We start from the raw sequence: 21092 nt of genomic DNA, 5'->3' as shown, positions 1-21092 counted from the left end.
CGGGCCCGCTTTTTTGCTGAAAGGAGGCCTATATAAGTGAGCACATCGCAAAACGAAGCTTCTAGGCAGCCGTTCGATCGGGCTCGAATTCGGGAAGAAGGCTTAATGCCGCTGTTCGAGCATCTTGGCGAGCTGCGGAAGCGTGTTATTTATATGCTGATCGTCATCGTTGTTGGTCTTATTATCGGACTGGTGATCGCGGAGCCGGCCTACAACTTTCTTATGGAGCAGGAACCGGCAAAAGGCTTGCAGCTGCATGCGTTCTCTTTGTGGGACGGTATCGGCATTTATATGAAGTTTGCATTTGTGATTGCACTTTTGCTCGCGATTCCATTCACGGCTTTTCAATTGTGGGCTTTCGTCAAGCCTGCCCTTAAGCCAATTGAACAACGGGCAACATTGAAGTACATACCGTTTGCGCTTATTATGTTTTTGATTGGTCTGGCGTTTTCGTATTTCGTCGTTTTCCCGCTGGCCTTTCATTTTACGCGTAAAATTTCTGCGAATTTGAATTTAGAAGAAACAATCGGAATCACGCAATATTTTACGTTTATGTTTAATATATTGATTCCGATTTCACTCCTGTTTGAGCTGCCGCTTGTCATTATGTTTCTGACGGCAATCCGGATTCTTAATCCGGCCCGGCTCCGCAAGATGAGAAGACTTGCTTACTTCCTAATGATACTGATCGGTGTTATTGTAACGCCGCCGGACTTTGTATCTGACAGCCTGGTTGCAATCCCGCTTATTATTCTTTACGAGATCAGCGTGCTGTTGTCCGGAACGGTCTATAAGAAGCAGCTTGCTGCTGCAGCGAAGCGCGAAGCCGAGTGGGCGGCGGAGCATTAATAATCGGCGAAAAAGCCTTGGGAAATTTCCCAAGGCTTTTTGTTTCAGCTGACTGCGGTTTAATAGCTGAGTGCCTTGCCATTGTACAGCTCGCGTTCGCGGCGGCCTGCTCCGGCGAGAAGCGCAGCAATGGTCTCCCGGCTTGCGGATACCGCCTTGCGTCCGGAGGCGATCCGTTCGCCCGGGCCGATGACCGTAATTTGCTCTGCTTGAGGAGCACCAATGACCGCGCCATCTTCAATGACGGCGTTCTCACCAATAATGGCCTTGTGAATTCGGACATGACGTCCAATACGCGCACCCGGCATAATGACGCTCTCAAAGACGAGGCTGCCCTTGCCGACCTCCACATCGGCACTTATAATCGAGCGCTGCGCGCTGCCATCCATCCGGCAATGGCTGTCGACGATGCAGTCGTCAGGCACCAGGGCATTTCGTCGATTCTGGCGGGTTGAGGCAGGCGTATAGCTGGTATGAAGCGGCCAATACGGCTCGGATAGCTGGAATGTGTCATCAATCAGCTCCATGTGCGCTTCCCACAAGCTGTCTACTGTGCCGACATCGCGCCAGTATCCTTCATAAGGATAAGCGGTCAGGCCGGCTCCTTCCTGCAGCAGCATTGGAATAATGTCCTTGCCGAAATCATGGCTGGAGGCCTCATTGAAGGCATCTTGCGTAAGCACCTCCTTCAGCTTGTCCGTACGGAACATATAAATGCCCATAGAAGCCAGGTTGCTTCTTGGACGGGCAGGCTTTTCCTCAAATTCAACGACGCTGTAGTCATCATTTGTGTTCAAAATGCCAAAGCGGCTCGCTTCATGCCACGGTACCCGCTTAACGGCTATCGTAGCGGCTGCTCCGCTCTCGATATGCGCCTCCAGCATCGGACGGTAATCCATTTGGTAAATATGATCACCGGACAAGATGAGGACATGCTCCGGATCATGCAGCTCGATATACGATAAGTTGCGGAAAATCGCATCGGCAGTACCTGTATAGCAGCCGTCCGGAGAGTTGTCAGCAGCCGGCAGCAGGGCGATCTCGCCCAGATGTTTAGGCTGTATGGCATTTAGCCAAGCTCCTCCGTCTCCGATATGGGTGTGAACCGTGTCTGCTAAATACTGAGTCAGAACGCCGATGTTCCGTATGCCCGAATTTATGCAGTTGCTCAGCGGAAAGTCTATCATACGATACCGTTCCCCGAACGGTACGACCGGTTTCGCGAGAGTAGTGGTTAGTGGAGCAAGTCGTTTGCCTTCGCCGCCTGCAAGCAGCATAGCCATGCAATTCATCTGTGTCATTTTATATTCCTCCAAGTGTTCATATTTGGCATATTGTTTCTCGTCAATTGTCTTGGTAACATCTGCTTACACGCAAATCCCGACCTCTGAAACAGCTGTTTCAAAAAGGGTTTTCAGGGGTATTAATCTGTCTGGATTGTGTTTTTGGCTCAAGCCATGCTTACGAAGCAAGAATTGCCCTGCAATTCTTTTAGCGATTGCTTACGAAGTAACAAATGCCACAAAAAAGCATGTGTCATTTGTAAGCGATAGCTTACGAAGCAAGAATTGCTCTGCAATTCTTTTAGCGATTGCTTACGAAGTAACAAATGCCACAAAAAAGAATGTGTCATTTGTTTTAGGAGGTTGAAAACATTGAAACGAAGCATCAAGCTTAGCGCAGATGATATTTATCAATTTCATGAAGGAACCTGGCTGGACAGCTATCGCAAAATGGGTGCTCATCCGGCCGTGGAAGAGGGGCGCACGGGAACCCGTTTTACCGTATGGGCTCCTAACGTCCGCAGAATTGCAATTGCATCCGATAACAACGGCTGGGACGGCTTCCGGGAGACCGGCTATGAGCTGCACAAGGTCGGACAGTCCGGTCTATGGAGCGGCTTTCTGGAGGGCTTTGGTGAAGGGGACAGGTACAAATTCGATATAGAATCACAGGCAGGAGACAGGCAGCTGAAGGCAGATCCGTATGCGTTTAAAGCTGAAGTAAGGCCCCGTACGGCGTCGGTGATCTGCTCTCTTGAAGGTTATGAATGGCAGGATAAAGGCTGGCTTCGCAGCCGCAAACCGCTTTTCAACCAGCCTCTTAATATTTATGAAGTACACGCAGGCACCTGGAAGCGGCATCAGGACGGACGACTGTTGACATACGAGGAACTGGCTGAAGAACTGCCTGCTTATGCGGCCGATATGGGGTATACCCATATCGAGCTAATGCCCTTGACAGAGCATCCGTATGACCGATCCTGGGGATATCAGGGGACCGGTTATTATGCCGCAACCAGCCGGTACGGAGAGCCTCATCAGCTGATGGCTTTTGTAGACCGCTGTCACAGTCTGGGGCTGGGCGTTATTTTGGACTGGGTTCCCGGGCATTTCGCCAAGGACGCTCATGGCCTTCGCCTCTTTGACGGCAGCCCGTTATATGAGCATACCGATCCGCTTATTGCGGAGAAGGAGCAGTGGGGGACTCTTTCCTTTGATTATGAGAAGCCGGAGGTACGCGGATTTCTCATCTCGAACGCTCTGTTTTGGATGGATAAGTATCATATTGACGGTTTACGGGTGGATGCGGTAACGAGCATGCTGCTTCGGGATTTTGACCGGCCGGACGGGAGGTGGCGGCCAAACCGGCATGGAGGCAGAGAAGATCTGGAGGCCGCAGCCTTCTTAAGAGAGCTGAATACGGTTGTGCGGGCACGTTTTCCCCATGCCTTGATGATGGCGGAGGAGTCGCATGCGTTTCCCGGTGTTACGGCTCCAACAGAGCAAGGAGGGCTTGGCTTTACCCACAAATGGAATATGGGCTGGATGAACGATACACTGAAATACTTTGAACTTCACCCGAATGAAAGAAGCGGCAGTCATGGATTGCTTACGTTCCCGGTATGGTATGCCTTTGAAGAGAGATATACGCTGCCTTTATCTCATGATGAAGTGGTGCACGGCAAGAAGTCGCTGCTGGACAAAATGCCCGGAAGCTACGAGGAGAAGTTCGCAGGCCTTCGCCTGCTGCTGGGCTACATGATGACCCACCCTGGAAAAAAACTGCTGTTTATGGGAGGCGAATTCGGCCAGTTTATCGAATGGCGCGACGAGGCGGAGCTGGACTGGCTGCTGCTTGCTTATGAGCAGCACCGGAGGCTGCATAGCTTTGTGCGCACGCTGAACCATTTGTATGTGGAGCAGCGGTCGTTATGGCAGCTGGATTCTTCTCCGAAAGGCTTCGAGTGGATCGACTTCCAGGATGAAGGGCAAAGCGTAATTGTCTACAGGCGTAAAGGCAGGGCAAATGCGGAGTCGCTGATCGTTCTCTGCAACTTCCATACTCAAGCCCATTCCCGCTACCGGATAGGAGTTCCAAGCCAAGGCGGCTATAAAATATTGTTGAACAGCGACAGCCCTTCATACGGCGGATCCGGATTTATGGAGCAGTCCGCAGCGGAGGGGACTGTTGTGCGGTCCGAGCCGGTTGTCTGGCATGGACGGAAACATAGCGTAGAGCTTCCGCTTCCTCCGCTGTCGGTCGTTATTCTGAAGCGGGAGAAGGAATCGCGGGCTGCCGTTCGCATGGAACAGGAGCCTCAAGCTCTGCATATGGAGGTTGGTCTCGCGCTGCCAGGCATTAAGCGAAAAAGCCGGCAGAGAGAACGGATTGCAAAGGTATAATAGCCGGCTCACAAAGGAGAGAACGGAAATTGAACGTATTGTTTGTAGGGGCGGAATGTGCCCCATTTCTGAAGACAGGCGGGCTAGGCGATGTGCTTGGTGCGCTGCCGGACGCGCTTAAGTCCCAGGGGGTCGAAGTACGGGTGATGCTGCCGCTCTACACCTCTATTCCCGATCATTACCGGTCTCGTATGAAGACAATTGCGGAAATCCGGGTTTCGGTTGGATGGCGCTATGCGTACTGCGGAATCAGAGAGCTGGAGCATGACGGCATTATTTATTATTTTCTCGATAATGAGCAGTATTTCAAAAGAGGCTCCGCTTACGGGCATGATGATGACGGGGAGCGCTTCGCCTTCCTGTGTCGTGCCGCCCTGGAATCACTCTCTGCAATCGGATATTGGCCGGACATTATCCACGGTCATGACTGGCATACCGGCATGATTCCCGCGCTGCTGCGCCATCATTACAGCTGGCGTCAGGAGTACGCAGGCATTAAGACGGTGTTTACCATTCATAATCTGCAGTATCAAGGCAATTATCCGCCGCATGTCATCGGCGATTTGTTTGGCTTGCCGCCTCATTATCTGACCTACGATCATGTGGAATTTCACGGCTCGGTCAGCTTTATGAAAGCCGGCATTCAGCTGTCGGACCGGGTCACAACCGTAAGCCCCTCTTACGCGAGGGAGATTACTACGCCGGAATACGGCTGCAGTATGGAAGAGACACTCCGCAGCCGGGGCAGCAGCCTGATTGGTATCGTTAACGGCATTGATGACGTTTTATACGATCCGTCAACGGATGCCAAGCTGCAAGCGTATTACACGGCCACTTCTTCAGATGCCAAACTGGTCTGCAAAACGGCGCTGCAGTGGGAGCTGGGTCTGCGCACGGATGTTGAAGTTCCGCTTATTGGCATGGTTGGCCGGCTGACGGATCAGAAGGGGCTTCCGCTCGTGCTGGAGAGGCTGGACGAGCTGATGGCTGCGGAGAATGTCCAGCTTGCGCTGCTTGGAACAGGCGATCCCCATCTGGAGCATCTGTTCAGGGAGGCGGAGAACCGCCACAAAGGAAGAGTCGTCTGCTATATTGGCTTCGACGATGGACTAGCACGCCGGATTTACGCCGGCTCAGACCTGTTTCTGATGCCCTCGCAGTTTGAGCCTTGCGGAATCAGTCAGCTGCTGGCGCTGAGATATGGCAGTTTGCCCATTGTGCGCGAGACGGGAGGACTGAGGGATACCGTACAGAGTTACAATGAATGGACCGGAGAAGGTAACGGCTTTTCCTTTGCTCCGTATAACAGCGGAGACATGCTGTACACCATACGCCGGGCAATATCTCTATGGAGAGACCCGGATGTACGGCAAAAGCTTGTCGAGCGCGCTCTGCAAGGCGATTATGGCTGGAGCCGGTCGGCGCAGCAATATAAGGAGTTATATGAGGGACTTTTGTCAAATTGAAGAGAAGCTGCATTGGATTTCGTGCAGGATAAATGCGGCTTTTTGGCCGGTAATGGGATTACCATTACTATTGGATTTGAGTACAGTATAATCAGCTCTTTCGGACGATAGCGGTTCATAGCTGTCAGTGGAGGAAACCAACGTAAAGTTAATATAAAAGGGGCTTTCCCAGAAGTCGTTAGAACGACGACGGGAAAGCCCTTGTTTGTTTGCGTTAAAACATAGCATTATTCAATCTTGCGCCATACGATTCTATAGCCGTTGGGCTCAAGCCCAATCACCAGCTTGCCGTCAGGGTTATCGATTGGCTCATCGGTTAACGCATCACGCCATCCGCCTTCTATCATCGGATGCGTCAGCTCCGCAGGCTCGTCCGAACGGTTCATCCATATCGTAAAATGCTCTTTTCCGTCCAGCCTCTCGTAAATAAGCGAGCCGCTTTCTTCTTCTGCTAACAATACGCGGTAACGGCCGCTGCGCAGGGCGGCACGCTCCTTCCTGAGCGCGATGAACAGCTTGTAGAAATCAAACAGCTCCCGGTTCTGGTCTTCCTCGTTCCAGACCATGCATTTGCGGCAGTCGGGGTCTTCTCCGCCGTCCATGCCAAACTCATCGCCATAGTAAACACAAGGCAAACCCATTGTCGTCATCAGATAAACGACGGCCAACTTCAGCCGCCGGGTATCGCCTCCGCAGCGGGTCATTACGCGCGGGATGTCGTGACTCGACAGCAGGTTGAACAGCGTTTCGTTCGTCTGCTGCGGATAACGCATCAGCAGCCGGTTCATGTTCTCGGCGAATTGGGCGGGCGAGATTGTACGCTCTGCGAAAAAGCTAAGTGCCAGCTCGGTAAACGGATAGTTCATAACGGAATCGAACTGGTCGCCAAGCAGCCAGCGCAGGGAATCGCTCCATACTTCGCCTACAATAAAAGCCTCTTTGTTAACCTCTTTGACCGCCGTACGGAAATCGCGCCAGAAGTGATGATCCACTTCGTTGGCCACATCAAGCCGCCAGCCGTCGATGCCCGTGTCCTTCATCCAGTTCACCGCAGTTTCAATCAAATACTTCTTCACGTCCGGATTAGCCGTATTCAGCTTGGGCATATTGCCGTAGAAGCCAAAGGTGTCGTAGTTTGGCACGCCGTCTTGCACCTCAACCGGAAAACCGTTCAGATGGAACCAGTCCTTGTATTTCGAGTGCTCGCCTTTCTCCAGCACGTCCTGAAACGGCGGGAACTGTTCACTCGCGTGGTTGAATACCGCATCCAGCACGACGCGAATGCCATTGTCATGACAGACCCGGACGAGCTTCCTCAGCAGCTCCTTGTCCCCGAATTGCGGGTCAACCTCCCGATAATCGACGGTGTCGTATTTATGATTGGAGGGAGAGCGGAAGATCGGGGTCAAGTAAACGGCGTTAACACCCAGCTCGTTCAAGTGCCCGATTCGGTCTATAACACCTTGCAGGTCCCCTCCAAAAAAGGAATCGCCTTCCGGCGCTTCTCCCCAAGGCAAGGTGCCTTCAGGATCGTTTGATGGGTCTCCGTTCTCGAAGCGGTCGGGCAGGATCTGATAAAATATTGCCTCCTTGGCCCATTCCGGAGCCTCAAACAGATCGATGGCATGGATGTAATGCCCTTCGAAATAACCGCCCGCCGGCGCCGGCTGCTCAGAGGAAAAGCCGTCTTCCGTCAGCCAGATCGTCTCGTCTCCGCTATGCAGCCGGAAGCCATAGCTGAACCGTTTGAATTCCGGACGGATGACGGCTTCCCAATAGTCATGCAAACCGTCCGCCGCAATGTGGTCCATCTCGATTTCCTGGTAATGATGTTCCCAGTCGTATTTATCTCCTGCAATGGCAATAACCCGCTCGACGTCGTCACGTTTAGTTCTAAGACGCAGATGGAATGTCTCCTCATCATAGGCGTATGCCCATCTGTGGCTGGGGGAATGGTAGATGCTTTCTATTTGCAAACGGGTTCATCTCCTTTTCTCTGCAATGCTGCTTTACATGTTTAGCCTCTAAGCAATGACTCCGCGCCGTCGATATAGACAAGTGTTCCGGTAATATGGCAGGATTCCTCGGACGCCAGAAACAGAACCAGATTGGCGACCTGTTCAGGCTGTCCCGGTCCTTTCTCAAGCGGATGATCCCCTTCCGGAAATTCAACGGGAATCCGTACTTCATCCAGCTCAGGCTTGGGCTTGCTGGACTGGTCGATGTTGGTAGAAATCGCTCCTGGGCATATCGCATTGACGCGGATGCCGTATTCCGCCAGCTCAAGGGCCGCCATACGGGTAAAAGCACTTTCTCCTGCCTTAGAGCTACTGTAGGCACTGAAGCCAAAGTTGGAGAAGACGCGATTGCCGTTAATGGAGCTTGTTATGATAATGCTACCGCCTTTCTCCTTTAGAACCGGGATGGCATGCTTGACGGTCAGAAATGTCCCGGTCAAGTTCACGCTAATTGTTGCCTCCCATTCTTCCTTGCTCATATGTTCAATAGGGGATAAGGTACCGTTAATGCCTGCATTGGCAAATACAATATCAAGCTGTCCAAATGCGGAGACTGCCTTGCCGTAGGCCTCAGCAAGAGAAGGCTCGTCCGAAATATCAGCTTCAACCGCTATGGACTTAACTCCTAAGGTTTCGGCTTCTCGGCAGACCACGGCGAGGGTCTGCCGGTCCCGGTCCAAAAGGACGAGGTTTGCCCCCTCCTGCGCGAACCGGATGGCGGCAGCTCTTCCGATTCCCGAACCGGCACCGGTAATGAGTGCGACTTTTCCTTCTATACGTCTGGCAGATGATTGGCTGGACATTTATATCTCTCCTTTGTGTCTTTTGCTAGTTAGTACACTCGTTTAGAGCGTTATTAAACATTTGAATTACAACGACAGGATATGGAATTTAAAAATCATAATTACACCCACACGATTCCTGCAAGGCTATTCCCCTGATACTATTGCTATTTAGCCTCTAGTTAGACAAAATGTTTTTCTTTATTACGAATACGAAAGTTGGTAGAGATAAATCAAATGTTTTGTTTAGTTAGGTATTCGTTTGCAGAGGAAGACGACGATGTATCTTATGAAGTGACGAGCTATACTAGTGAATTTAGTTGTTTCACGCGTATTTGAGCCTGTTTTAGAGGATGAAAGAAGTGAGCGTGCTTAAAAAATTATCATAACAAAATATTCATTCCAAATAAAAATCATTGCGCTTCATTCGCGATTTGTTATGATGATAATGTAAGCGCATGCACGGGATTGCGGCACACGAAAGCCAATCATCGCCGCAACTGACTTTATGGAGGTGGGGAGATGAACAGGATGGAGAATCCCGCATTGACGCTGCTCGAAGCGCGCAGCGTCACACGGGTATTCGGCAAGGGAGACGGCACGGTATATGCGCTCAAAGGCGCGACGCTCAGCGTTGGTCAGGGCCGGTTGATTGCCTTGAAGGGACGCTCCGGATCAGGCAAGACGACGCTGCTTAATATTATGGCCGCGCTTGACTCTCCAACCGAAGGCACCGTATTTTACAGCGGCAGAGACGGCAGCCGGATGACCGATCAACAGAAGAATGAGATGCGTAAGCGTGAAATCGGACTTATCTTCCAATCCTTCGCTCTTGTTCCTCATATGACGGCATACGAGAATGTCGAGTTCGGCCTTCGCATCGCCGGCGTCCCGTCTTCCGAGTGGAAAAAGCTGGCCGAACAGGCACTCTCATTCGTCGGGCTGGCCAGCCGCATGCATCATATGCCTCCCGAGCTCTCAGGCGGCGAGCAGCAGCGGACGGCAATTGCTCGCGCAATCGCACACAAGCCACAACTCATTCTGGCCGACGAACCGACGGCAGAATTGGATTCGAGAATGGGCAAGCAGGTTATGGAGGTATTCCGCGAGCTTGTCCGGACACAGGGAATCGCTATTGTCTTGACAACGCACGACCCGCACATTATGGAACTGGTCGACGACGTATATGCATTGGAGGATGGTCGAATTGGAACGGAAAGCAGCAAGGAGGTATAACCGCCGCTTAAGTGTGCTCGTCTTGCTGGTCGCAACCGCCGCCGTGTCGAGTGGTTGCAGCCTGCTGCCGCAGGAGCAAACTCCGCTGAAGCCCCCGCTCGTCAAGCCGGCGCAGACCGAAGCCCGGACGGTTGACGCTAAGCTGGGCAGCATCACAAGGCAGGTTACGGGTTCGGGCACGTTCGTGCCGACCAAGGTGGACTATTATCAATTCCAGGATAGCGGCGTGATCGAGAGCGTCAGCGTAAGGGCGGGAACCGCCGTCAAGAAAGGCGACGTGCTCGTGACATTAGAGAATGAGGGCGTCGATATTGAGCTGATGCAGAAGGAGCTGGAATACGAACGAAAGCTGCTTGCGCTGGAAGAAGCGGTTAGAAGCGGCAACCAGAGGCAAGCCAAGATCGCGCGGCTCGATTATGAGCTGGCAGAGTTAATGTTCGAGAAGACGAAAGAGAAGGCTTCTGCCTCGGTGCTCAAGGCGGACGCAGACGGTATTGTCTCCTATTTCACCGACCTGATGCCAGGCGATCGGACGGAACCAGGCCGCGTGCTGGCGGCGATCGCTGATCCATCGGGCATGCGGCTGGCATTGACGGCGACCAATAACCCTGTGCTGGCAGACATTAAAATCGGCATGAAGGCGGAAGCGATGTTCCAAGGCCAGGTGTATGCGGGCAAAGTGACGCAAACTCCCGCCTCCGCTCCGCAGACGGATGACGACAGGCTGCGCGAGGAATATTCCCGGACGTTATATGTCGAACTGGAAAGCTTGCCTGAAGGCGCAACGCTGGGCAAGATGGCCGATGTCACAATCGTCGCCGCGCGGCGGGATAATGTGATCGTCGTACCGAAGGCCGGCGTACGCACCTATTTCGGCCGGACCTTCGTGCAGGTGCTCGACGGTGAACGTCGCAGGGAGCTCGATATCGAGACCGGCCTTGATACCGCGACCGAGGTTGAGATCGTCCAGGGCGTCGAGGATGGCATGAAGATCATTTTGCAGTAAGTTCACGTAAGGAAACGGGGGAGCGTTAGGCCATGTCCGTTCTCATCATGTTGTTCCGCAAGCTGGCAAGAAACCGCTGGCTAGCTGCCAGTCTGCTCGCGGGCATGCTGTGCTGCATCGCGCTGACATCCAGCATGCCGATTTATAAAAACGCCGTGCTCCGTTATATGCTGGTCCAAGATATGGACCGCGGCTACGCGGAAACGGGCAATCATCCTGGCGTCGTCTCCATCGACATTACGATGCGCGACGACGATCCTAAAATTCAAGCTGCCATTATGAATCAGCTGGCCTCGTACTGGGCTTCCCACATCAAGGGCGGGAGTTTGAAGCTTCTGCTAGATCAGCGGATCATGGAAACCGTCCGTTTCGCGCTTACGCCGGCCGACCCTTCGCGTATCGACGCGGAGGAGAAGCGTTCGGCCAAATTTGCCGCCCGTACCGGACTCGAAGACAAGGTGCGGGTCGTAGACGGCGTTCTCCCCAAGAAGGAGCCGGTGAACGGCGTATATGAAGTGATGGTTACGGACAACGCGCTCGTCGAGCTGAAGATGCTGCTAGGCCAGGAATATACCATCGACGATCCGAGGAAGGACCGGCAAGCCATTCGCGTAAAGCCTGTCGCTGTCATCGCGGAGAGCGATTTGAGCGATGTTTATTGGAGCCGCGCAAGCCTCGGTCCCGAGCGCAATACGCTGTTTCTGCCGGATGAATTGTTCAGCCGCGATTTCGCGCAAGAAGGTCCGTTCGTCTTCTCGAAGATCGGGGCGCTTGCAGCTGCTGATTATACGAGGTTCGATATCCCAACAGCCGAATTCATGATTGATCTCAAATCAAACATGGCTGCCGACATGATGGGGAACTACAGTTTCTCCGTCAGCTCGTCGGTGTGGGTACCCGGCAGTGACGCGATGACCGCCTATGCCGACCGGGAACAGACGCTTCGTAATTTACTTTGGTCGCTCAACGTACCGCTTTTTATTCTGATCGGCTTCTACCTCTATATAGTCATGGGAATGCTGATCGAAAGGCAGAAGTCCGAGATCGCCGTGCTCCGCAGCCGCGGTGCGACAAGGCGGCATATCATGTCCATCTACGCGATGGAGCTCGGACTTATCGCTGTATTCGCGCTTGCAGCCGGCCCCGCCTTGGGGGCGGCGTTTACCCGGATGCTCGGTTCGACCAGCACGTTCCTAAGCTTCGTGGACCGCGGCGCGCTGGAGGTACAGATATCCGCCGAAAGTTGGCTGTACGCCGCCGGAGCTGCGATTGTCTCCTGGATTCTCGGCCTGGTCCCTGTCTTCTTGGCGACTGGCGATTCGATTGTCGACCAGAATCGCGCGAAAGCCCGCGAGGGGAAACGTCCGAAATGGCAGACCTTCGGCCTGGACATCGTTCTGCTGTGCCTCTCGTTCTACGGATACTACGTATACAGTCAGCGAATGCGCGATCTGGTTAAGCTTGGACTGGACGGAAAATCACTGTCGGCGGATCCGCTGCTCTATACGGTGCCGACACTCTTCATTCTCGGAGCGAGCCTGCTGCTCATTCGCGCATACCCGCTCATCGTTTCATTCCTCTATCGGCTCGGCCGAAAGCGATGGTCGCCGCAGCTGTATTCGACGCTGCTGCTGGTCAGCCGGCGCAATCGCCTTTACCATGGACTGATGGTTTTCCTGGTCCTGACGATTGGTACAGGTATCTATAACGCGAACACGGCGCGCACGATTAACGGCAACATGGAGGATCAGATCTGGTATGCGAAGGGCAGCGACATCGTGCTGCGCCAGCATTGGCAAAGCGACGCCCCGCCGCCATCGGCGCCGGGTCAGGCCGGTCAAGAAAATCAACAGGCTGCTGCAAAGCCTGCCCGGATCAACTATTTGGAGCCGCCGTTCGAATTGATTGAACGGCTTCCCGGTGTCGAGCGGGCGGCGCGAGTATTCGTAAAAGAGGAATCGGAAGCATGGCTCGGCAACAAGAGCGGCAAGGTTCGGCTGATGGGCATCGATACCGACGCATTTGGCGAAGCGGCTTGGATGAAGGAGGGGCTGCTGCCGTATCACATCTATTCGTATTTGAACCTTATCGCACCGGACGCCAATGCGGTGCTGTTGTCAAAAACGGCGGCCGATTATTACGGGGCGCAGGTCGGCGATGTTATGGATATTGGCTGGGAAGGGCTGCGACCGACGCGGTTCATCGTCTATGGAGTCATTGACTATTTTCCGACCTTTAATCCGAATCCCGCCTCGGTTGAGGAAACGCAGGATAACCGGAATCCGATGCTGATTATCGGCCATCTCGAGAAGATTCAAAACGAGCTGGCGATGGAACCCTACGATGCATGGATCAAGCTTGCGCCGGGGGCGGACCGTCAGAAACTTCTACAAGCGGTCGAAGAAAACGGCATTGCGCTTGAGAAGTTCGAGGACACGATCGGCGAGATAGCGCAGAGCCGCCTCGATCCGTTCCGAATGGCGATTAACGGCGTCATGAGTTTGGGCTTTATCGTATCGCTCGTTATCAGCTTCATCGGCTTCATGCTCTTCTGGCTCCTGTCGCTGCAAGGACGCATGCTGCAGCTTGGCATCTACCGGGCGATGGGCATTTCGTTCCGGCAGCTTCTCGGCATGCTCGTCTTCGAGCAGTTGTTGACGACGGGGGCGGGTTTCCTGATCGCAATCGCAACGGGACTTGCCGCATGCCGAATTTTCGTGCCGCTCTATCAGCTTTCTTTCGATGTCGGGAAAATCGTGCCGCCGTTTGACGTGATTACAGGCAATGCCGACATTGTCCGGCTTGCGGCCGCGACGTGCCTGATGCTCGCCGCAGCACTGATTATACTCGCCTGGTTGCTGAAGCGAATGAACATCTATCAAGCGGTCAAATTGGGGGATGATTGATAGCGATGATCACGTGCGAGAACCTCGTGAAAATTTACAAGACGGCCGATATCGAAGTGATGGCGCTTCAGGGATTGAATCTGCACGTTAAGCAAGGCGAGCTGATGGCGATCATCGGCAATTCCGGCAGCGGCAAGTCGACGCTTCTTAATATGCTGGGGGGACTGGACCGGCCGTCCGCGGGAAGGCTGACGATCGACGGCATCAACATGCAGAAGCTGACGGATAAAGAGCTTTCGCGCTATAAGCGCGAGACGGTCGGCTTTGTCTGGCAGAATAAAGGCCGGAATCTGATTCCTTACTTGACGGCAAGGGAAAATGTCGAAATTCCGATGCTCCTGCATGACCGGAAGCAAAAGCGCAAGCGCTCCGTCGAATTGCTTGAGGCGGTGGGGCTTGGCCACCGCCTCAATAACCGACTCGAGGAGCTGTCTGGAGGCGAGCAGCAGAGGATCGCGATTGCGATAGCGCTGGCGAACCGTCCGAAGCTGCTGCTGGCCGACGAGCCGACCGGCGCACTCGACACGCGCACGTCGGCTCAGATGATGGAGCTGCTGCGCCGCCTGAATGCCGATTACGGACTTACGATCGTTATCGTCACGCACGATCTCGATCTGGCGAGGCAAGTCGAACGCGTCATCGCCATCCGCGACGGTCGAACCTCGTCGGAGATGATCCGCCGAGCGGACGAGGCGCAAGGAAGCGAATGGTCAGGCGGGGAAGGCGAATCGGATAACACGCATATTGAGTATGCCGTCATGGACCGTACCGGGCGCATCCAGGTTCCGGAACATTACCTGGAGGCCGTCGGAGCGAAAAACGCGGATAAAGTACTACTGCGGCTGGATGAAGACAAGATCGTGCTTCTTCCGGCATCCCGCGAAAGTCATGGGAAAATGTGAGAGACAGCATTTTCTTCGACAAATTTTCTGCTATTATAGGGAAGAGGAGTTGGCAGAACCTACGAAAATTAGTCGGATTGGATGATTGATCATGAGAGGGAAAGTAACGATTCAAGAAATTGCCGACATGGCGGGCGTATCGAAGTTCGCGGTGTCGCGCGCGCTTACCGGAAAAGCAGGCGTCAGCGCGGCAACGCGGGAGATGATATATAAGGTGGCCGGGCAGCTCGGCTATTTCAAGAATAACGAGCCGAAGCGTTTTGCCGGCGAAATGCAAGAACATGTCGACCGAAAACGGTCGGGAACCATTGTCATTCTATTTCCTAATATACGCTATCAGAACAAGGAATCCGTCTATTGGGGGCCCGTATTCGACGGCATATCGGCAAGGCTTAATCAGCAGGGTATCGATATCATGACATTGACCGAGCCGTCCCACGACCATGTATTTGCGCTCGTCAAGCCGGAAGCGATCCAGGGCGTCATTACGGTCGGGTCGATATCCACGCCGATTCTGCTCGATATCGGCCGTTTGAATATTCCCGTCGTCATGGTGGATCACATCGATCCGGCATTTCCATGCGATACGGTGTTCACGGATAACTACAGCTGCATGCAGAATTTGATGACGAAACTTGTCAGCAAGGGTTACCGCAAATTCCAGTTCGTCGGCAATATATCGGACGCCCAAAGTTATTTTGAGCGATGGCTGGCATTCCGGACGACCCTGGAAAGCTATGGGATTTCGTTAAATCAAGACCCGCTATTGATCGGACCGGATGGGAACGACATGTATAAATTGTTCCCGCAGCTTGAACTGAAGGAGTTGCCTGAAGTGTTTGTCTGCTCTAACGACACGACGGCCCAATACTTGGTCGATGAACTCGACAAGCGGAATATCAGCGTACCGGGCGATTGTGCGGTGACGGGCTTCGACAATACATGCGATACCCATCCGATCCTCGGAACCGTCAACGTCAATAAAGAGCTGCTGGGAATGCGTGCGGTCGACCAGATGCTATGGCGCATTGCGAATCCAGAATCGGCGGCCGAGAAAAAACTCATTCAAGGCGATCCGATTATTCGCGAGCAATATGCATATACGCGGGATAGCGAAGCGGTTTCTGAATGACGCGCTTTTAAGGAATTCGTATACCCTATTACCATAATGAATCGATACCCGGCGAGCCGGCGTGTCGATTTTTTTTGTCCAGCTAAAACGTAGCAAAAGCCGTTGCAACAGGGCTAAAGGATTTCTTGAAAAAAATTGGCAATATTGCTCAGACAGTATTACCAAACAATAATAACAAATAAAAAACAAAAATAGGAGTTTTCCTGTTATGGTAATTGACGGTAATAGGAGGCGGTGTTATGATTGTTTTGCAAACAGCACAAAATTATGGTGGTGATGAAAGCCTGAATCGGCAAATTGTAAACGGTTACTTCGGGGGATTTGGCCGCTGCGTACAGCTGTGTAAGCTGTAATCGGTGCCAAAAGAAACACGATAACTAAAAATGGGAGGCTTGACAATGAAAAAGTTGAAAGGGCTTTCAATCTTGTTTATCGCAATGATCTTTGTTATCACTGCTTGCAGTGGCGGCAACAATACGGGTACCAATACAGGTACCAATACACCTACGAACAGTGCAGGAAACGACGGAGCGGCGACGAACGAGCCAGCTGCAGAAACGGAGACGCCTAAGGAAGAAACGCCAGCGGCTGTCGATCTTGGCGGGCGAACGATTAAAGTTGCGGCTTGGTGGGACCAGAAGCCTGCGGGCAATACGGCGGGGGAGAAAGCGCGCCTTGATAAGCTGGCCGAGCTCGAGAAGCAGTACAACTTCAAGTTCGAATTCGTCAATGTGCCGTTTGAACAATACATGGATAAGGTCACGACATCAACGCTGGCCGGCGAGCCTTTCGCGGACATTGCGATCATGGAGCTTAAGCGGGCGATTCCGCTTGTGAAGCAAGGGCTCATTCTTCCGGTCAGCGAATTCACGGCGGCTACGGACGACATCAACAACGAGCAGAAGCTCATGCAGAAGCTGCCTGCACTCGGGGGCACGGAATACGCCTTCGGGACACCGGGCGTATCGATAGTCGGCACGTACTACAACCGCGACCTCGTGAAGAAGCTTGGTTTGGAAGACCCTCAGGAGCTGTTCGCCGCCGGTCAGTGGACCTGGGATAAGTTCCTTGAGCTTGCCAAAGCCGCGACGCGCGACACGGATAACGACGGCAAGAACGACACGTTCGGCTATGCCGGATGGCCGGTTGACGCCGCACGTCACTTTGGCGTAACGAATAATGCGATGTTCGTGAACGAAGACCTTACGATGGGCATGACGGATCCGAAATTTGCCGAAACGCTGGAATTCGTTAACCGTCTGTACAACGTGGAGAATGTCGTCAAAGTCAAGTCGGGCAACAAGATGGATTGGAACGAAACGAACACGTTCAAGGACGGCGACGTCCTCATGTCGATCAATTACGACTGGAACGTTGCGGACCTCACATTCGAGGTTGGCGTCGTGCCGAACCCGAGCGGTCCTAACAGCGACAGCAAGCATACGTACGCGAATACGGCCCAGAACGGCTGGTTTATGCTGAAAGGCGTTAAAGACGCTCAAACCATCTATTCGATCTGGGAGCAAAGCTTCGACGTACCGCCGACCGAAGAATATTTGGGCCAGGACTGGCTGGAATCCCGCTTCAAGAATCAAGCCGACATCGACCTTGCTCTCAAGAGCGTGAACGGCACCGGCCGTCTTGCGGTCGAAGAGGGAATCCCGGACTTCCCGATCTTCGCGGTCATGGACGAAATCATCCTTCAGAATCAATCGGTTTCCGCTACGATCGAGAAGCATAAGGCGGCCGCAGAAGCTGCGCTTCAAAAAGTAAAATAAAGATTAAGCCGTTCGCACAGCAGACGGTAAATAACGGGAAGGGGTGTGCGGTTACGAAGCGCATCCCTTTTGTTATTGGCATGGCAAGCAAACAAACCCTAATTCGAATGAATCAATTTTGTAGAATAAATCAACCGAATCCGACAGAAAAGTCACACAACCTAATGAATTATGACAATATTCGATTGAATACTGCATGAAATACCTCAATTTTATAATAACAAGATAATAACAATACTAGAAAGTTTTGTTGACTCTTGTTAGGTTCGGTGATACCATCTTTTTGTAATGTAAGCGGTTACCCAAACAAAGCTGGTTCATCCGTTCGGGTCAATTGGTGTCATATCAGTACTCGTCGCTGAGCTTATTAGGGGGGCTTAAATTGAAAGGGATATCACGGCACAAAAAAATAGCGTTGACGGCACTAAGCACCGTCTTGGCGCTGAGCTTGCTGACGACCGGTAACCGAATCTCGGCAGAAAGCTTAACCGATGAGACAAAGAACACACAGGTGCAATTGTCCGCGGACGAGCAACTATTCTCCATGATTCAAGACAAAGGGAGTTATGCGGCTTATGCTGCGAAATATGAAGACGCAGAAAGGCCGGAGCGCGAAGTCGTTATCGAGGCGGCCGCTTATGCCGCGATTGAAGGAGACAGCTTCGAGAAGGTCTCCAACTACGAAGGTCAGAGCGGCCCCTCGCTGAAGACCGGTGAGAAGGGACAGGTCGAGTGGGTGGTCGATGTGCCGGAGACGGGACTGTATCACATCTCGATGCTCTATTATCCGATCGAAGGCAAAAGCTCGAGCATCGAACGGTCGTTCCTGATCGACGGCCAAGCGCCATTCGAAGAAACGGCATATCTGCAGTTCGACCGTATCTGGGCCAATGAATTCGAGGATGTGCAGCAGGACAATCGCGGCAACGATTTGCGGCCGCGCCAATCCGAGAAGCCAGAATGGCGGGAGACGCTGTTCAAGGATTATGAGGGTTATTTCGAGCAGCCTTTCCAATTTTATTTGACGGCCGGCAGCCATAAGCTAACCCTTGTATCTCAGCGCGAACCGATGGTGATCCGCCAATTGAAGCTGTTTCAGTACAAAGAACCGGCGTCCTATCAAGAAACGCTGGCTGCTTACGAACAAGAAGGAATCCAGAAAACACAAGATATCTTGGTGACGGTTCAGGGTGAAAATGCCGCTTTTAAATCGTCGCCTACGCTATATCCGCAAACGGAACGTTCCAGCCCTGCCGTTACCCCTTACAGCCCTTCAAAAGTACGCGTCAATACGATCGGCGGCAACAACTGGCGCATCCCGGGCCAATGGATCGAATGGGAGGTCGAGGTCCCGGAGACGGGACTTTACAAGCTGGGATTCAAATCGCAGCAAAATTTCGTGCGGGGCATTTATTCCACGCGCAGATTGCTTGTCAACGGCGCCATTCCGTTTAGCGAAGCCGAGCGCGTGCCGTTCCGATACAAAAGCGGATACCGCATTGACGTCTTGGGCGGCGACGAACCGTACCTCGTCAAGCTGAACCAGGGCAAGAACGTTATCCGACTGGAGAATAACCTCGGTGATTTTGCACCCCTTATACGTTCCATCGAAGAGAGTCTGTTCAACCTGAACACCGTATACCGCAAAATATTGATGATCACCGGCACGGCGCCGGATCAATACCGGGATTATCGGGTCCATGTGAGGATTCCGGATCTGCTCGATACATTCAAGACGGAAAGAGACAGGCTTAAATTCGTGAGCAAGGAGCTTCGCCGACTGTCGGGCGGAAGCAGCGACTCCGAAGCTCTGCTGAAGACGATGTATGTGCAGCTCGACGAAATGATCGACGAACCGGACACGATTCCGCGCCGTCTCGCCTCCTTTAAGACGAATACGGGAGGGCTGGGCACGTGGCTGCTGCGGACCCGCGAAATGCCGCTCGAGATCGACGAGATGTACGTCGCATCGCCGGAGAAGAAACTCCCGCGTTCGGGTATGGGATTCTTCTCGGAGTTAAAGCATGAGATCCTCACCTTCGGTTATTCGTTCTTAATCGATTACAATTCAATCGGGAATGTCGCCGATGACGACGATCAGCGTTCCGTCACGGTCTGGATCGGTTCCGGCCGCGACCAGGCGAACACCTTGAAAGCGATGATCGACGAGACGTTTACGCCTAAGACCGGGATTAACGTCAATCTGAAGCTGGTGCAAATGCAGACGCTTCTGCCCGCGACGCTAGCCGGTCAAGGACCTGATGTCGCGATGCAAATCGGCAACGATATCCCGGTGAACTACGCCATGCGGAGCGCAGCCGCGGATTTGACGCAATTCGGCGACTTTGAAACCGTATCGGGCCGGTTCCGTCCGAGCGCTCTCGTGCCTTATACGTACGAGAAAGGCGTGTATGCCCTGCCAGAGACGCAGACGTTCAATATGTTGTTCTACCGCAAGGACGTCATGAATGAACTGGGACTTGCAATCCCGCAAACGTGGGAGGATGTCTCCAATTTGCTGGCGATCTTGAACAAGAATCATATGGAGTTTGGTTTGCCGCTCGTGCTGAACCCGACCTACCCGGGAGAGAACTTGCCGCCGAACTCGATCTACGCTGCCTTGCTCATGCAAAATGGTGGCCAATTCTACCGCAACGACGGCAAGGAATCGGATCTGGATTCCCGTACCGGCATCGAGACGTTTAAGACGTGGACGGAGTTCTACACGGATTATAAGCTCGAACGCGAATTCGACTTCGCGAACCGGTTCCGTAACGGCCAGATGCCGATCGGCATTGCCGATTATACGACCTACAATCTTCTCACCGTCTTTGCGCCGGAAATTCGCGGCATGTGGGGCTTCGTGCCGGTACCCGGGACGAAGAAGGCGGATGGCACCATCGACCGGTCCGTCCCAAGCGCAGGCAGCGGCACGATCATGCTTCAGGGCGCCCCGGACAAGGAGGCCGCATGGGAATTCATGAAATGGTGGACATCCGCTGATACGCAGACGCAATTCGGGCGCGAGATGGAAGGCCTGCTCGGCGCATCGGCCCGTTACCCGACCGCTAACATCGAGTCGCTCGACAGCTTGCCTTGGCCGGTTGCCGAGTACGAGAACCTGAAGGCGCAGTTCGAATACGTCAAAGGCATACCGGAAGTTCCGGGCGGGTATTTTACGGGACGCCACCTGCTCAATGCCTTTTATAAAACCGTGGTCAACGCCAATACGGAACCGCGTGAAGCGATTGTCGATTACGTGCAGTTCATTCAGGATGAAATCAAAGCCAAACGCAAAGAATTCGGCCTGCCGGAATAAAAGGGGGACTGA

Annotated in this window: 13 protein-coding genes; 10 read left to right on the top strand and 3 right to left on the bottom strand. The window is 53.1% G+C overall.

The window, feature by feature from the left end:
• Positions 1-36: 36 nt before the first annotated feature.
• Complete coding sequence (gene tatC / locus BM200_RS27725; protein WP_425434630.1) at positions 37-849, top strand: twin-arginine translocase subunit TatC; 813 nt, start codon at positions 37-39, stop codon at positions 847-849.
• Between the two features lie 59 nt (positions 850-908).
• Here the strand turns inward: tatC and BM200_RS27720 are convergent, their stop codons facing one another.
• A complete protein-coding gene (locus BM200_RS27720; RefSeq protein WP_091190333.1) occupies positions 909-2150 on the bottom strand; it encodes a sugar phosphate nucleotidyltransferase in 1242 nt (413 codons plus the stop codon).
• Between the two features lie 354 nt (positions 2151-2504).
• On the opposite strand from BM200_RS27720, the gene glgB reads away from it, so the two are divergent.
• Both glgB and glgA read left to right on the top strand, forming a co-directional pair.
• Entirely contained in the window at positions 2505-4535 is a 2031-nt protein-coding gene (gene glgB, locus BM200_RS27715) for a 1,4-alpha-glucan branching protein GlgB (protein ID WP_091190331.1), read from the top strand.
• 29 nt (positions 4536-4564) lie between these two features.
• The gene (gene glgA / locus BM200_RS27710) at positions 4565-6001 is read left to right on the top strand and encodes a glycogen synthase GlgA (protein WP_091190328.1); all 1437 of its coding nucleotides are present in this window, start codon (positions 4565-4567) and stop codon (positions 5999-6001) included.
• Between the two features lie 227 nt (positions 6002-6228).
• Here glgA and BM200_RS27705 read toward each other — a convergent pair whose 3' ends face one another.
• A complete protein-coding gene (locus tag BM200_RS27705; protein WP_091190326.1) occupies positions 6229-7977 on the bottom strand; it encodes an alpha-glycosidase in 1749 nt (582 codons plus the stop codon).
• 41 nt (positions 7978-8018) lie between these two features.
• Positions 8019-8822, bottom strand: coding sequence for an SDR family oxidoreductase (locus tag BM200_RS27700; RefSeq protein WP_091190324.1), 804 nt, complete (start codon positions 8820-8822; stop codon positions 8019-8021).
• Positions 8823-9323: 501 nt separating this feature from the next.
• Here BM200_RS27700 and BM200_RS27695 point away from each other — a divergent pair.
• From BM200_RS27695 to BM200_RS27665, 7 genes are all read left to right on the top strand, one after another.
• Positions 9324-10037 (top strand): ABC transporter ATP-binding protein, encoded by a 714-nt coding sequence (locus tag BM200_RS27695; protein ID WP_091190322.1) that lies wholly within the window; start codon positions 9324-9326, stop codon positions 10035-10037.
• Positions 9988-11043, top strand: coding sequence for an efflux RND transporter periplasmic adaptor subunit (locus BM200_RS27690; protein WP_091190320.1), 1056 nt, complete (start codon positions 9988-9990; stop codon positions 11041-11043). The genes BM200_RS27695 and BM200_RS27690 overlap by 50 nt, the downstream gene beginning before the upstream one ends.
• A 32-nt stretch (positions 11044-11075) precedes the next feature.
• On the top strand, positions 11076-13949 hold the full coding sequence (locus BM200_RS27685) for an ABC transporter permease (RefSeq protein ID WP_091190317.1): 2874 nt from the start codon (positions 11076-11078) through the stop codon (positions 13947-13949).
• A gap of 5 nt (positions 13950-13954) precedes the next feature.
• Positions 13955-14851, top strand: coding sequence for an ABC transporter ATP-binding protein (locus tag BM200_RS27680; protein WP_091190314.1), 897 nt, complete (start codon positions 13955-13957; stop codon positions 14849-14851).
• 91 nt (positions 14852-14942) lie between these two features.
• A complete protein-coding gene (locus BM200_RS27675) occupies positions 14943-15983 on the top strand; it encodes a substrate-binding domain-containing protein (protein WP_091190313.1) in 1041 nt (346 codons plus the stop codon).
• 398 nt (positions 15984-16381) lie between these two features.
• Positions 16382-17761 carry an ABC transporter substrate-binding protein gene (locus BM200_RS27670; protein ID WP_091190309.1) on the top strand — a complete coding sequence of 460 codons (1380 nt, stop codon included), beginning with the start codon at positions 16382-16384 and terminating at the stop codon, positions 17759-17761.
• A 382-nt stretch (positions 17762-18143) separates the two neighbouring features.
• Complete coding sequence (locus tag BM200_RS27665; RefSeq protein ID WP_245773179.1) at positions 18144-21080, top strand: extracellular solute-binding protein; 2937 nt, start codon at positions 18144-18146, stop codon at positions 21078-21080.
• Positions 21081-21092 lie beyond the last annotated feature (12 nt).

The sequence above is a fragment of the Paenibacillus catalpae genome (assembly GCF_900112695.1).
GTDB lineage: Bacteria > Bacillota > Bacilli > Paenibacillales > Paenibacillaceae > Pristimantibacillus > Pristimantibacillus catalpae.
Note: the sequence above shows the minus strand (reverse complement) of the source record. Positions and strands in the feature narration are given on the sequence as shown.